Source organism: Catonella morbi ATCC 51271 (assembly GCF_000160035.2).
GTDB lineage: Bacteria > Bacillota > Clostridia > Lachnospirales > Lachnospiraceae > Catonella > Catonella morbi.
The window spans coordinates 301,846-314,602 of the sequence record NZ_KI535367.1 but is presented as its reverse complement, the minus strand read 5'-3'; the positions used below and the strand labels follow the sequence as shown (position 1 = coordinate 314,602).

The window sequence follows — 12,757 nt, the reverse complement described above, 5'->3', positions numbered from 1 at the left end:
GATTGGTGGTAAACTGGATTAAGAAAAAACTATTTGATTACGAGGAGATATATCATGACTAAAATTTATTTTGTGCGCCATGCACAGCCTGAACATGCTTGGGAAGATGACAGAACAAGACCGCTTACAGGAGAGGGGAAAAAAGACTCAGCCATTGTATTTGAGTTTTTAAAAGATAAACATATAGACGCATTTTATTCCAGTCCGTATAAAAGAAGTATGGATACGATTGCTGATCCTGCAGATTTTTTTAATAAAGACATAATAACAGATGAAGATTTAAGAGAGCGTGATAAAGGAGAAAACGGTAACAATCATGGAATGTTTCAGAAACGCTGGGATGACCATAATTATCACGAAGAAGGCGGAGAATCTATTGCTATGGTGCAGAAGCGAAATATGAGAGCCCTGACTGGGATTTTAAGAGATAATATAGATAAGGAAGTTGTAGTTGGTACACATGGAACCGCACTTAGCACGATACTTAATTTTTATGATAAGAGTTTTGGCTGTGATGATTTTTTAAGAATTATAGACTGGATGCCTTATGTTATAGAGCTTGACTTTGAAGGGGATAAGCTGGTTGGGAAAGTGGAACATTGTTATGTTTTAAAAGAGTTTAAGAAGTAATAATAAACTTAATATTATTCCGATAAACTTGATATTGTTCCGATAGAGTGATATTATATAAAATATAGGAGGAATAATTTTATGTTTATGACAGTAAAAGAAGCATCAGCTAAATGGGGAATTTCGGACAGAAGAATCAGGGTTTTGTGTGCAGAAGGGAAAATACCCGGAGCAGTTAAAGAGGGGAAAAGCTGGAAATTTCCTGTTGATACAGTTAAACCTATTGATAGGAGATATAAGTCAAACGAAAGCTTACTTACACTTATAGATAAAAAGAAAAAAGAATTGGATAACAGAAGACCGCTTACAGAGGGTGAAACAGAGAGGCTTAATGAAGAATTCACCGTAGAGTATACCTATAACTCAAATGCTATTGAGGGGAATACTCTTACTTTAAGGGAAACAGATTTAGTACTTAGAGGTCTGACAATAGATAGAAAACCATTAAAAGACCACATGGAAGCAGTTGGACACAAAGAAGCCTTTGAGTTTGTAAGTGAACTGGTAAAGCAAAATGAGCCACTGAGTGAGCGTATTATCAAGCAGATTCATTTTCTTGTGCTTGTAGGTAACAAGGATGACAGAGGAGTATACAGAAAAGTGCCGGTTCATATAATGGGAGCAAAACATGAGCCTGTACAGCCTTATATGATTGAGCCGAAAATGGAAGAACTGCTAAAAAGTTTTATGGCAAGTAAAGAGCATATAATAACTAAGCTGGCTCGTTTTCATATAGAGTTTGAAGGAATACACCCTTTTATAGATGGAAACGGAAGAACAGGCAGACTTTTAGTTAATCTGGAACTTATGAAGGCGGGATATCCTCCAATAGATATAAAATTTACAGATAGAATGGAATATTACAAGGCTTTTGACGAGTATCACGAAAACCATAATCTTTCTGCAATGGAGTACCTATTTGCAAGCTATGTAAATTCCAGACTTGATATGTATTTGAAAATATTGGAATAGAAGGTGAAAATTGGAATATAAATACAAAATCCGTCCCCACCATGGGATGTGTATAGCATTTTTTAAAGGGAAAGGCTACAGCGAAGAATTTACAGCCCATATGAAAGAGATAATAAAGGAGTTAGAAAATAATCCTTTGGTCTGTCTTAAGGTTAATACAGATGAACTTTGTTCGAAATGCCCTTACAACGCAAATGGGATATGCGAAAGCGCAGAAAAAGTAGCGGGGTATGATGAAGAAGTGCTTAAAAGATGTGGACTTTCTGATGGAAAGGTCTTGTCTTACCTTGACTTTAAGAAAGCTGTATATGATAATATTTTAATTACAGGTAAACGTGAGGAGATTTGTGGTGACTGTCAGTGGAGTGAAATTTGTCATTTTTGAAAAAGGTTAACCACAATTTGGGCTTAATATCATTTTAGGAGGAAAATAAAATGGGAATATTTGATTTGTTAAACGGACCGGATATCAATGAGGGACTAAAGGAATATCAGGCAGAGCCGAGAGCTGTTTTGCTTGATGCAAGAGAGGCTGACGAATATGCGGGCGGACATATTAAAGGAAGCAGGAATCTTCCGCTTAACCGGTTTATGGAAGCCGAGTCTATGTTTACGGATAAAAGTCTGCCTATCTATGTATACTGCCACAGCGGTGGAAGAAGTAAGCGAATGGCAGCCGGTCTTACAAAGCTTGGTTTTGAAAAAGTAGTAAATATAGGTGGAATTATGGACTATAAGGGAGAGCTTGAAAGATAAAAAAGGTCGGGAAAATTTGTAAATAGTTTGTTTTTTCTTGAATTATAGGTTAAAATGGCAGTGTAAAGAAATTTATTACCATGGTTAGCGGGTATATGAAAGCTTAGTTTGCCGTGGTGTATTTCATTTATAAATGATTAAACTGAAAATACAGGAGGATTTATGAAATTTAATATTGCAAAGTCAGGCGGGGTAAAAGCCGAATTAGTATTTGAGGACAGATTAGAGACAGAGTTTGTAAAAGCTCTGGCGGAAAAAGAAATATTTGCGGGTAAGGCGGAAGAAGTGTATTTTTCTATGAATGATAAGTTTGAGGTTATCTTACTTATAGGACTTGGAAAAGAAGCGGTTATCAAATTTGATATGCTTAGAAAAACATTTTTCAAGGTAGCCGAAGTATTGTTAAAGAATAAAGTGGCTGAAGTGGAGTTAAATATACCTAAGTTAAATAATCTTTGTAATTACAAGCTTGCAGAGGCTATAGCAGAGGGTATGCTTCAGGCTACATATAAGTTTGATAAATTCAAATCTGAGAAAAAGGAAACACCTGAACTCATAGTAAACTATAACCCTATTCCGGGCAAGGAGCATAGGGCAGAGAAGGGTATAGATGAGGCAGAGAAGCTTATCGAGTCCATTTTCTTAACCCGTGATTTAATTAATCAGCCGGCAAATGTAATATATCCGGAGACTTTAGCCGATATAGCTAAAGAGAGACTTGAGGCAAAAGGAGTTAAAGTTACTGTCTATGGCAGAAAAGAAATAGAAGAGCTTAAGATGGAAGCCTTCTTAAATGTTGCCAGAGCAAGTGCAAAAGAGCCAAAGCTCATAGTTATGGAATACTATAACAACCCTGAGTCGGATGAAAGAATAGCTCTTGTAGGAAAAGGACTTACCTATGACAGTGGCGGTTATGCTATTAAGCCTGCTACAGGTATGGTGGATATGCATACCGATATGGGTGGTGCAGGTACTGTAATAGGGGCTATGAATGCTCTTGCAAGCCTTAAGGCTAAGGTAAATGTATTTGCTGTAGTGGCTTCCTGCGAGAATATGATATCGGGTGACGGCTATAGAAACGGTGATATTATAGGCTCTATGAGCGGAAAGACCATTGAGATTATAAATACGGATGCAGAGGGAAGACTTACTCTTGCTGATGCTGTTTACTATGCAACAAACAATATGGGGGCAACAAAGCTTATTGACCTTGCGACTCTTACCGGTGCTTGTGTAATGGCACTCGGAGAGCAGGTAAGCGGAGTAGTTACCAATAATGATGAGTTCTTTAATAAACTTGTAGAGGGTAATGAGAGAGCAGGTGAAATGGTTTGGAAGATGCCTGCTACTGACTATTACAAGAAGATGAATGACTCCAAGACAGCCGATATCAAAAACAGCGGTGGAAAACTTGGAGGAATGATGACAGCAGGACTCTTTGTAGGCTCCTTCCTTGCAAAAGAGATTCCTTGGATTCATGTAGACATAGCCGGTACTGCAAGTGTTGAAAAGGCTTATGGCTATATTAAAGAGGGTGCAACCGGAGTTATGGTTAAGAGTCTCTATTATGCTTTAGCTGAGTAAAACAGCGTATAAGTATAAATTATGCCTTGAAAGAATGACGGTATATATTTACAGTAACTAAAAAATTAAATTAACAAGGAGGTTAATATGGATGCATTAGCAATGAACATAGCTTCTCTTTCTACAGATATAGCTATGTCAAAGACTATGACTGCGGTAGGAACTGCAGTTATGAAACAGAACATGGATGTAAACGAGGCTATGGGTACTGAAATGGTTAAAATGATGGAAAAATCAGTCACCCCTAATCTGGGAAATAACGTAGATGTAAGGCTGTAAGTAAATTTCCAAGATATTTGGCAGGCTGAAACTTATAAATAAAGTTTCGGCTCGTCAAAAAAGTAACTGCCATACTGAGATTTTTCAGTATGGCAGTTACTTTTTATACGAAAAAACTTTTATAGGAATTAAATCTTAAATTTAGTGATCATTTCAATCATGTCTTGGGCCATTGTAGACAGGCTGGAGCTGGCAGAAGCAACTTCCTGAGCTGAGTAAAGCTGAGAATTAAGGGCTTCGGAAGCTTCCTGAGTAGCAGCAGCATTTTCTTCTGACAGAGCAGACAGGTTTTCAATAATGCCTACCAGAGAACTTCTTGTAGCTTCAAGTTCATTAACAGAATTATTTAAGTTACCCATCTCATTCATATTCTTGTCTAATTCAGAAGAAATCAAGTGGAATAACTCCTGTGTTTCATTTACTTTATCATTCTGTTCGCTAACCATACCGCCAACTAATTCCATAATTTCTACGGTTTCGGTTACCTTTTCCATCAGGCCCTGAACGATTTCCTGAATTTCTTCAGTAAATTTATTGGACTGTTCAGCGAGTTTGCGGATTTCTTCGGCTACGACCGCAAAGCCTTTACCTGCCTCACCTGCACGAGCTGCCTCAATAGCTGCATTTAATGCTAAGAGGTTGGTCTGATCTGAAATAGATTTAATCATATTACTTGCTGATGAAATCTCTGTAGCTCTGTCATTTGTAGTTAAAATAACCTCATGTACACGGCTTGAGGACTCTTTAAGTCTCTTGGTTGCTTTAATAAGCTGGGTAATTGTAAGTATACCCTTCTCTTTAGCGGAAGATACCTCTTTAATAGTGGAATCTAAAGTTTCAATAATAAGTTCGTTAGAATTTAAGGCACTATCCATTACCTGCATAGCTTCAGCACCCTTTTGCATATCCTCAGCCTGCATAACCGCACCGTTTGAGATTTCCTCAACAGTTCTGGTTAAGTTTTGAGCAGTCTCTGCTGAATGTTCACTGGATGCAGTGAGTTCCTCAGAGGAAGCAGAAACCTGATTAGCGATATCAGTAATCTGCATCATTATTTCCTGTATAGTTTTCTTAACAGTAATCAGGGATCTTGATATCAGACCGATTTCATCTTTCCTCTTTGAATAAATTACGGAAGGAGAACTGTCTGAGAGGGTGAAATCGTATTCAACCATACCCTGAATGCATTCGCTTAACTTTATAATTGGTGTGGATACAGAGTTTGCAATAAGATAAATTATTACAAGTAATATAAGAATGGAAACTACACCAATGATTGACATAAACAATGCCAATTGATTGGATGCTTTAATTATTTCACTTTCAGGTGCTTCTAAAACTACAGCCCAGGTAGTATCTTTAACAGGATAGATAGCATAATAACGCTTAACCCCGCCACTCTTAAGTGATAAAAATTCTGCCTGATTAGTGGAAAGTTTTGCGGCTACTTCTGAAAGTTCGCCGTTTTCAACACTTGTTATATTATCATTTAAAGTATATTTATCATTGATAATAAAATTACCGTTTTCATTCATTAAAGATGCTTTTCCGGTTTCTTTGTACTTGATTCCCTTGATTAAGGTTTCAAATTCATCCATAGCGATATCGCCGCCAAAGACACCGACAGCCTTACCGCCATATTTTAATTCACGGCTTAAAGTAATAACGTTGCTGTTGAGAGCGTTAAGATACGGAGCGGAAATATAAGTTTTATCACTTCCGGCGGCACCTTTATACCAGTCACGGGTTGTCGGATCATAGGAGGCATCAGCTACCCAGCCTGCGCCGTCAACGAAGGTTTTATCATTGAAACCGACAAAGAAGTCCTGCCCGCCGGCAACATTTGCAACCAGATAGGTCAAATCATCCAAAAGAGGTTTACCTCTTTTTTGATCTTTGGAAATATTGTTAGCAGAAGCTTCAACGTAAACTTTTTTTTCAGAAATAATTGTTTCAATATCAGAAGCATATTTTCCGGCATAAGCAAGCATTGTTTCCTTGCTTTCATTAACCAAAAGAGATCTTGAATAGGTATAAGAGACTATGGTTAGAATTATGACGGCTAAAAGAATAGGAACGCCAATCAGAAATAACATTTTGTTCTTGAGTTTCATTTAAATCCTCCCGGTTATAATGTGTTAAATTTTTATATTAAAAATTGCGATTAACCGCAATTTGAATAAAAAATTGAATCTGAAATTTTGAAGTAATTGGGACTAATCCTACTTATTAAATAAGGGAGTAGCATAGATTTATAATACATTTAGATTCTAGCAATTTAACATAGCCTTGTCAATACTAAGATAATAGTCGCTTAATGGCGATAATTGTTGTATCTCTTCATATTATAGAGATATCAAATCCTTTTGTCTGATATATAATTTTATTATATTAGATAGGTAGAAATATTTATAAAAACATTGTATGATATATTTTTATAATATATGGTATGAGAGGAGGGAGCATGGATAAGAAAAAAGGCAGTTTTACAGGCAGCTTGGGATTTATTTTAGCTGCGGCGGGAAGTGCGGTAGGTGTGGGGAATATCTGGAGGTTTCCTTACCTTGCCGCGAAAGACGGTGGTGGATTGTTTATTTTAGTCTATCTGATATTAGTAATCACCTTTGGCTTTACTCTGCTAACAACCGATATAGCCATAGGCAGAAAAACCAGAAAAAATGCTTTGCAGGCATTTGGCAGTATTTCACCGAAATGGGGGTTCCTCGGTAAACTTACATTTTTAGTTCCGGCTCTGATTATGACTTATTATTCTGTAATCGGTGGCTGGATAACCAAGTATCTGTTTGACTATGTGGTTACAGATGGTACAGAAGCCGCAAAAGACGGTTATTTTACAGGTTTTATAACATCTGAAATATCACCTGTAATATTTATGCTCATCTTTCTTTTAGTAACGGTATGGATAGTTTATCGCGGTGTTGAAAAGGGTATAGAGCAGTTTTCCAAGTTTGTAATGCCGGGCTTACTTTTGCTTATAATCGGTATAGCGATATTTTCTCTCACTTTGAAAAATACCGATGCGGCAGGAGTTACCCGAACAGGTATAGATGGATTATCGGTTTACTTAAAACCGAATTTTGAAGGACTTACCCTTTCAAAGTTTTTAAATATTCTCCTTGATGCAATGAGCCAGCTTTTCTTCTCTCTCAGTGTGTCAATGGGAATTATGATAACCTATGGCTCTTATGTTAAGAAGGAAACCCACCTGGAAAAGTCTATAAACCAGATTGAAATCTTTGATACAGGTGTAGCCCTTATAGCCGGTATGATGATAATACCTGCGGTATTTGTATTCTTTGGCATGGAAGGTATGGGTTCAGGGCCAAGCCTTATGTTTATTTCACTTCCAAAGGTGTTTGCGGCTATGGGCGGTGCAGGAAAGTTCATAGGAATACTTTTCTTTGTAATGGTAGTGTTTGCGGCACTTACTTCCTGTATATCTATAATGGAAACCCTGGTTGCAAACTGTATGGAAATCTTTCACGCAGGCAGAAAGAAAGTATGCCTTGCTGTTGCTGTATTTAGCATTGTAACCGCAGTACTTATCTGTCTTGGTTATAATGTACTTTATTTTGAAGCACCTCTTCCAAACGGCTCCACAGGACAGCTTCTTGATATAGCAGACTATATAAGTAACAGCTTTCTTATGCCTCTTATTTCATTTTTAACCTGTATCTTCATAGGATGGGTGGTTAAACCTGAGTGGATTGAGAGTGAAATGGTTGAAAATGGGATGACCTTCCACAAGAAGACCTTGTATGGAATTATGGTTAAATACATAGCCCCGGTGATGATGGGAATCTTATTCTTACAGTCTACAGGCTTGTTTGGTATATTTGGTGGGAAATAACAGAGTTTTGTAAATGATAGGGCATCTGTCTTTCGGCAGGTGCTCTTTTTTCAGTAAACTAAAATCTCCTCAAGGGATGCTAAACTTTTAGTAGAGAAGTTTGCTTTATTATTCCTTTCACCATGTACTATTTCAATTTCATAAAGCTTTTCGCACTCAGCAACAAAAACAGCAAGCTTAATAAGGAGCTTTGCCTGATTTTTTGTTACTGACTTTTTCCATACCAAAGTATATTTATTAGCATTAGCCCCAATTTTAGTACCATCAATAAATATGGTTTCTTCTGATATTTCTCCCAAATCATACAAAATGTTTGAAACTTCTGCAAGAATACGTTTGGAGTAGGGTGCAAAATTGATTCTCCTTCAGGAATGAAACTTTTATAGGAATTAAATCTTAAATTTAGTAATCATTCCAATCATGTCTTGAGCCATTGTAGACAGGCTGGAGCTGGCAGAAGCAACTTCCTGAGCTGAGTAAAGCTGAGAATTAAGGGCTTCGGAAGCTTCTTGAGTAGCGGCAGCATTTTCTTCTGACAGAGCAGACAGATTTTCAATAATACCTACCAGAGAACTTCTTGTAGCTTCAAGCTCATTAACTGAATTATTTAAGTTACCCATTTCATTCATATTCTTGTCTAATTCGGAAGAAATCAAGTGGAATAACTCCTGTGTTTCATTTACTTTATCATTCTGTTCGCTAACCATACCGCCAACTAATTCCATAATTTCTACGGTCTCAGTTACCTTTTCCATCAAGCCCTGAACGATTTCCTGAATTTCTTCAGTAAATTTATTGGACTGTTCAGCGAGTTTACGGATTTCTTCGGCTACGACTGCAAAGCCTTTACCTGCTTCACCTGCACGAGCTGCCTCAATAGCTGCATTTAATGCTAAGAGGTTGGTCTGATCTGAAATAGATTTAATCATATTACTTGCGGATGAAATCTCTGTAGCTCTGTCATTTGTAGTTAAAATAACCTCATGTACACGGCTTGAGGACTCTTTAAGTCTCTTGGTTGCTTTAATAAGCTGGGTAATTGTAAGTATACCCTTCTCTTTAGCGGAAGATACCTCTTTAATAGTGGAATCTAAAGTTTCAATAATAAGTTCGTTAGCATTTAAGGCACTATCCATTACCTGCATAGCTTCAGCACCCTTTTGCATATCCTCAGCCTGCATAACAGCACCGTTTGAGATTTCCTCAACAGTTCTGGTTAAATTTTTAGAAGTATCGGCTGAATGTTCACTGGATGCGGTGAGTTCCTCAGAGGAAGCAGAAACCTGATTAGCAATATCTGTAATCTGCATCATTATATCCTGGATAGTTTTCTTAACAGTAATCAGAGATCTTGATATCAGACCGATTTCATCCGTCCTCTTTGAATAAATTACAGACGGAGAATTGTCTGAGAGGGTGAAATCATATTCCACCATACCCTGAATGCATTCGCTTAACTTGATAATTGGCGTGGATACAGAGTTGGCAATAAGGTAAATGATTACAAGCAATACCAAAATGGAAACTACACCAATGATTGACATAAACAATGCTAATTGATTGGAAGCTTTAATTATTTCACCTTCAGGTGCTTCTAAAACCACAGCCCAATCAGTATTTGCCACAGGAGCTATAGCATAAAAACGATTGACTCCTTCAGTTTTAGCTGACAGAAATTCTAACTGACCGCTTGAAAGTTTACTCGCAAGCTCTGATAAAGCGCCGTTTTCGATACTTGTAACATTATCATTTATAGTATATTTATCACTTATAATAAAGCCACCATTCTTGTTTATTAAAGAAGCTTTACCGGTATCCTTTAATTTTATGTTCTTAATTAGATTGTCAAACTCTTTCATTGACATATCCGCGCCGAGAACTCCGACAGATTGACCGTTATACTTTAATTCATAGCAAACAGCAACAACAAGACTATTATCGGTAGCAGTTACATAAGGCTCTGAAATATAGATGGAATTTTTACCTATTGCACCTTGGTACCAACTACGGCTTGTAGGGTCAAATCCTGCATCAGGTACCCAGCCTGAACCGTCAAAAAAGCTTTTGTCGTTAAAGCCGGCATAAACATCCAAAGCACCATTTATATTTTGTGTAAGATATGTAAGGTCATCTAAAAGAGCCTGACCTTTTTTCTGCTCTTTTGAAATATTATCAGCAGAGATTTCAACATAACTCTTTTTTTCAGCAATAATGGATTCAACATCAGAAGCATATTTTTCAGCATAAGCAAGCATTGTTTCCTTACTTTCATTAACCAACAGTGTTCTTGAATAGGTATAGGAAACAATGGTTAGAATTATAACAGCTAAAAGAATAGGGACACCAATCAGAAATAACATTTTGTTCTTGAGTTTCATTTAAATCCTCCCAATTATGATTGTGTTAAACATTTTATGATGTACATATCAAAAGGTAATAAATCGTTTTGTGAACAAGTCTGTATCGAAGCTGTATCATTTTATATTATAAATTGCGATTAACCGCAAATTTAATCTAAATCTCTGTAGTAATTTGGTAATAATCCTGCTTATAAACTAGTGTACTGGCACATTGATATTTAGCATTACAACAACTTCCTATCTGGAAGCTGTTGTAAACTTAGGATACAATGAATTCAACTTTACTCTGGCATCAACAGTTCGAAATTGCCAGTTGACCTTTGCTGCGAAAATATTTCGCTCGACTTCCCAGGCTGCTAATTCTTCGCGAAGATTGGTAATGGTTTTAATCCTTCGTGACAGACACTGTCTGGTCATCACATTAAGCTCTATTTCTGCGATGTCAAGCCAACTTCCATGCTTGGGAGTATAGTGGATTTCAAGACGCTTGATAATCCTTCTTGCTTCATCCGCCGTATACCTTTTGTACAAGGACGCCGGTTTATGGGTGTTCAGGTTATCCATTACAAGGATTATTTTTTCCACATCAGGATACATGACATCAACGAGATATTTTATCTCTTCTGCCCAGTCAAAGGCAGTACGGTGTTCTCGAACACTGACATGATGTGTACCGCCAAGTGGTTCGACAAAAGCAAATATACTGCAGGTGCCATTTCGGACATATTCAGAATCTATTTTCTGATTATTGCCCGGACACATGGGCATTGGTTCCCTTACATCACCCAATAACTGGTAGGGCTTTTCATCCATGCAGACAACCGGTCTTTCAGGATTGTATGGGGTTTCATATACATCAAGAACATCTTCCATACATGCTACAAATTCGGCATCATCTTTTGTGGGGATGCACCAGTAGTCGTTTTTGTGAGGTCGAAGTTCGTTTTTTTTAAGGCTCTGCGGATTGCCTCACGGCTGACAGGAGTATCAAGAACAATTTTTGATTTCTCTGCCAGCAACCGGATGGTCCACCTTGAATGGCCTTCCGGTACCGGACCACAGGCGAGTTCGATTATACGTGCTTCAGCACGTCCATCAATCACACGCCTTGCATTATCGGAATTAACATTACGTTTAAACTCAGTCACTGCATCAATACCGCCTTCAAAATACTTTTTCACGGTATTGGTTACTGTTGTCAGACATACACCAATTGATTTTGCAGATTGTTCATAGGTAAACACTTTCCCGTGTACTTCATCCAAATCAATAATGATCTGGCATCTGCATCGAATTGTTTTGGATGTTTTGTTTTTTCGGATGACAGATTTTAAGATTTTTAATTCGTTATCCGTAAGTTCGATTTTATACTTTTTTGGTCTTGCCATATAAATCACCGCCGTTTCTTTTATTTTATCATAAAACGGCAAAAATAGCCAGAAGTATTTTGTTAAATATCAATATGTCAATACACTAGTTTGCGGATCGTATTGCACATGAGTCAAAAGTCGGCTATACTTGTCTTAGTAAGTTTGTACAGAAACAGATACTAAAGGATGCCTATTTGCTTCAAACGCATAAAGCTACAAAAGTAATATGGCATTTTTTAGAAGTGACATTACAGGGCATATAGGAGCATCGAAGACACCTTTAGACTCCTTAACAAAGCAGGGAATTGAGTATATGTTCCACGAATAGAGAGGAAATTTATAATATGACAGGATATCCAATAATGGAGCCACCTTTTTTATCGTTTCCAATCGAGGAAATGAAGAAAAAGCAGGTTGAACAGCATTTCAACTGGTACATGACTCAGATAGAAGGCAGGATAAAGCAACTTAATGAATTTATTAACCTGGAAAAGAAAGATGTTGTACTTGATAAGACACCTGAATCATTAATTGATCTTTGGGAGTGGTTTCAGGAACATATTGAATATGAGGACAAAACCGAAGAAGAGATAAATGAATCCTGCGTGGGACAACCTGAATGGTTTCAGGAAATTTTAAGACAGGACACAAAAAAAATGATACTTTTAACAATGGCTCTGGCAGAAGATATAGCTATTTATTTTTCTGAAACAATGATTCATAATCATCCTCAGGTACATTGGGGGTATCTTATGAAGCCAAAAAAACTGGATGGAGCCAAATTACCTATTCTTCTTGGATTTGAAGGTAATCTTTCTGCAAACCCAAGAAATCTGGTATCTGTGTGTATATATAAATCAACTGAAAAGAAAAATAAATATGAACTATATGAGACATATAATATCTGGGTAAAGCATATTGTATAAATTTATCAA

13 protein-coding genes are annotated in these 12,757 nt (G+C 37.1%); 8 read left to right on the top strand and 5 right to left on the bottom strand.

Going from position 1 to position 12,757, the window contains the following annotated elements; translation table 11 throughout:
- Positions 1–54: 54 nt before the first annotated feature.
- The 6 genes from GCWU000282_RS05080 (at position 55) to GCWU000282_RS05055 (ending at position 4,221) form a co-directional block, all read left to right on the top strand.
- Entirely contained in the window at positions 55–630 is a 576-nt protein-coding gene (locus GCWU000282_RS05080; RefSeq protein ID WP_023353952.1) for a histidine phosphatase family protein, read from the top strand.
- Positions 631–711: 81 nt separating this feature from the next.
- Entirely contained in the window at positions 712–1,602 is an 891-nt protein-coding gene (locus tag GCWU000282_RS05075; protein ID WP_023353951.1) for a Fic family protein, read from the top strand.
- Between the two features lie 10 nt (positions 1,603–1,612).
- Positions 1,613–1,987, top strand: coding sequence for a DUF1284 domain-containing protein (locus GCWU000282_RS05070; protein WP_035039600.1), 375 nt, complete (start codon positions 1,613–1,615; stop codon positions 1,985–1,987).
- Positions 1,988–2,037: 50 nt separating this feature from the next.
- Complete coding sequence (locus GCWU000282_RS05065) at positions 2,038–2,358, top strand: rhodanese-like domain-containing protein (RefSeq protein WP_023353949.1); 321 nt, start codon at positions 2,038–2,040, stop codon at positions 2,356–2,358.
- Between the two features lie 162 nt (positions 2,359–2,520).
- On the top strand, positions 2,521–3,942 hold the full coding sequence (locus tag GCWU000282_RS05060) for a leucyl aminopeptidase (protein ID WP_023353948.1): 1,422 nt from the start codon (positions 2,521–2,523) through the stop codon (positions 3,940–3,942).
- 87 nt (positions 3,943–4,029) lie between these two features.
- On the top strand, positions 4,030–4,221 hold the full coding sequence (locus GCWU000282_RS05055) for a YjfB family protein (protein WP_023353947.1): 192 nt from the start codon (positions 4,030–4,032) through the stop codon (positions 4,219–4,221).
- A 128-nt stretch (positions 4,222–4,349) separates the two neighbouring features.
- Here the strand turns inward: GCWU000282_RS05055 and GCWU000282_RS05050 are convergent, their stop codons facing one another.
- On the bottom strand, positions 4,350–6,335 hold the full coding sequence (locus GCWU000282_RS05050; protein WP_023353946.1) for a methyl-accepting chemotaxis protein: 1,986 nt from the start codon (positions 6,333–6,335) through the stop codon (positions 4,350–4,352).
- Between the two features lie 350 nt (positions 6,336–6,685).
- On the opposite strand from GCWU000282_RS05050, the gene GCWU000282_RS05045 reads away from it, so the two are divergent.
- Positions 6,686–8,092, top strand: coding sequence for a sodium-dependent transporter (locus tag GCWU000282_RS05045; protein WP_035039598.1), 1,407 nt, complete (start codon positions 6,686–6,688; stop codon positions 8,090–8,092).
- A 50-nt stretch (positions 8,093–8,142) separates the two neighbouring features.
- On the opposite strand, the gene GCWU000282_RS05040 is transcribed toward GCWU000282_RS05045, so the two are convergent.
- The 4 genes from GCWU000282_RS05040 to GCWU000282_RS05025 form a co-directional block, all read right to left on the bottom strand.
- Complete coding sequence (locus GCWU000282_RS05040; RefSeq protein ID WP_023353944.1) at positions 8,143–8,400, bottom strand: transposase; 258 nt, start codon at positions 8,398–8,400, stop codon at positions 8,143–8,145.
- A gap of 81 nt (positions 8,401–8,481) precedes the next feature.
- Complete coding sequence (locus GCWU000282_RS05035; protein WP_023353943.1) at positions 8,482–10,470, bottom strand: methyl-accepting chemotaxis protein; 1,989 nt, start codon at positions 10,468–10,470, stop codon at positions 8,482–8,484.
- A gap of 219 nt (positions 10,471–10,689) precedes the next feature.
- Positions 10,690–11,361 (bottom strand): IS630 family transposase, encoded by a 672-nt coding sequence (locus tag GCWU000282_RS05030; RefSeq protein ID WP_156913117.1) that lies wholly within the window; start codon positions 11,359–11,361, stop codon positions 10,690–10,692.
- A complete protein-coding gene (locus tag GCWU000282_RS05025) occupies positions 11,331–11,840 on the bottom strand; it encodes a helix-turn-helix domain-containing protein (RefSeq protein WP_035039595.1) in 510 nt (169 codons plus the stop codon). The genes GCWU000282_RS05030 and GCWU000282_RS05025 overlap by 31 nt, the downstream gene beginning before the upstream one ends.
- A gap of 326 nt (positions 11,841–12,166) precedes the next feature.
- On the opposite strand from GCWU000282_RS05025, the gene GCWU000282_RS05020 reads away from it, so the two are divergent.
- Complete coding sequence (locus GCWU000282_RS05020; RefSeq protein WP_023353940.1) at positions 12,167–12,748, top strand: hypothetical protein; 582 nt, start codon at positions 12,167–12,169, stop codon at positions 12,746–12,748.
- Positions 12,749–12,757 lie beyond the last annotated feature (9 nt).

Bases quoted from the DNA above. Each gene is read 5' to 3' on its own strand.
- GCWU000282_RS05035 (WP_023353943.1), bottom strand. From the start codon at position 10,470: ATGAAACTCAAGAACAAAATGTTATTTCTGATTGGTGTCCCTATTCTT.
- GCWU000282_RS05020 (WP_023353940.1), top strand. From the start codon at position 12,167: ATGACAGGATATCCAATAATGGAGCCACCTTTTTTATCGTTTCCAATC.
- GCWU000282_RS05075 (WP_023353951.1), top strand. From the start codon at position 712: ATGTTTATGACAGTAAAAGAAGCATCAGCTAAATGGGGAATTTCGGAC.
- GCWU000282_RS05065 (WP_023353949.1), top strand. From the start codon at position 2,038: ATGGGAATATTTGATTTGTTAAACGGACCGGATATCAATGAGGGACTA.
- GCWU000282_RS05060 (WP_023353948.1), top strand. From the start codon at position 2,521: ATGAAATTTAATATTGCAAAGTCAGGCGGGGTAAAAGCCGAATTAGTA.
- GCWU000282_RS05045 (WP_035039598.1), top strand. From the start codon at position 6,686: ATGGATAAGAAAAAAGGCAGTTTTACAGGCAGCTTGGGATTTATTTTA.
- GCWU000282_RS05050 (WP_023353946.1), bottom strand. From the start codon at position 6,335: ATGAAACTCAAGAACAAAATGTTATTTCTGATTGGCGTTCCTATTCTT.
- GCWU000282_RS05025 (WP_035039595.1), bottom strand. From the start codon at position 11,840: ATGGCAAGACCAAAAAAGTATAAAATCGAACTTACGGATAACGAATTA.
- GCWU000282_RS05055 (WP_023353947.1), top strand. From the start codon at position 4,030: ATGGATGCATTAGCAATGAACATAGCTTCTCTTTCTACAGATATAGCT.
- GCWU000282_RS05080 (WP_023353952.1), top strand. From the start codon at position 55: ATGACTAAAATTTATTTTGTGCGCCATGCACAGCCTGAACATGCTTGG.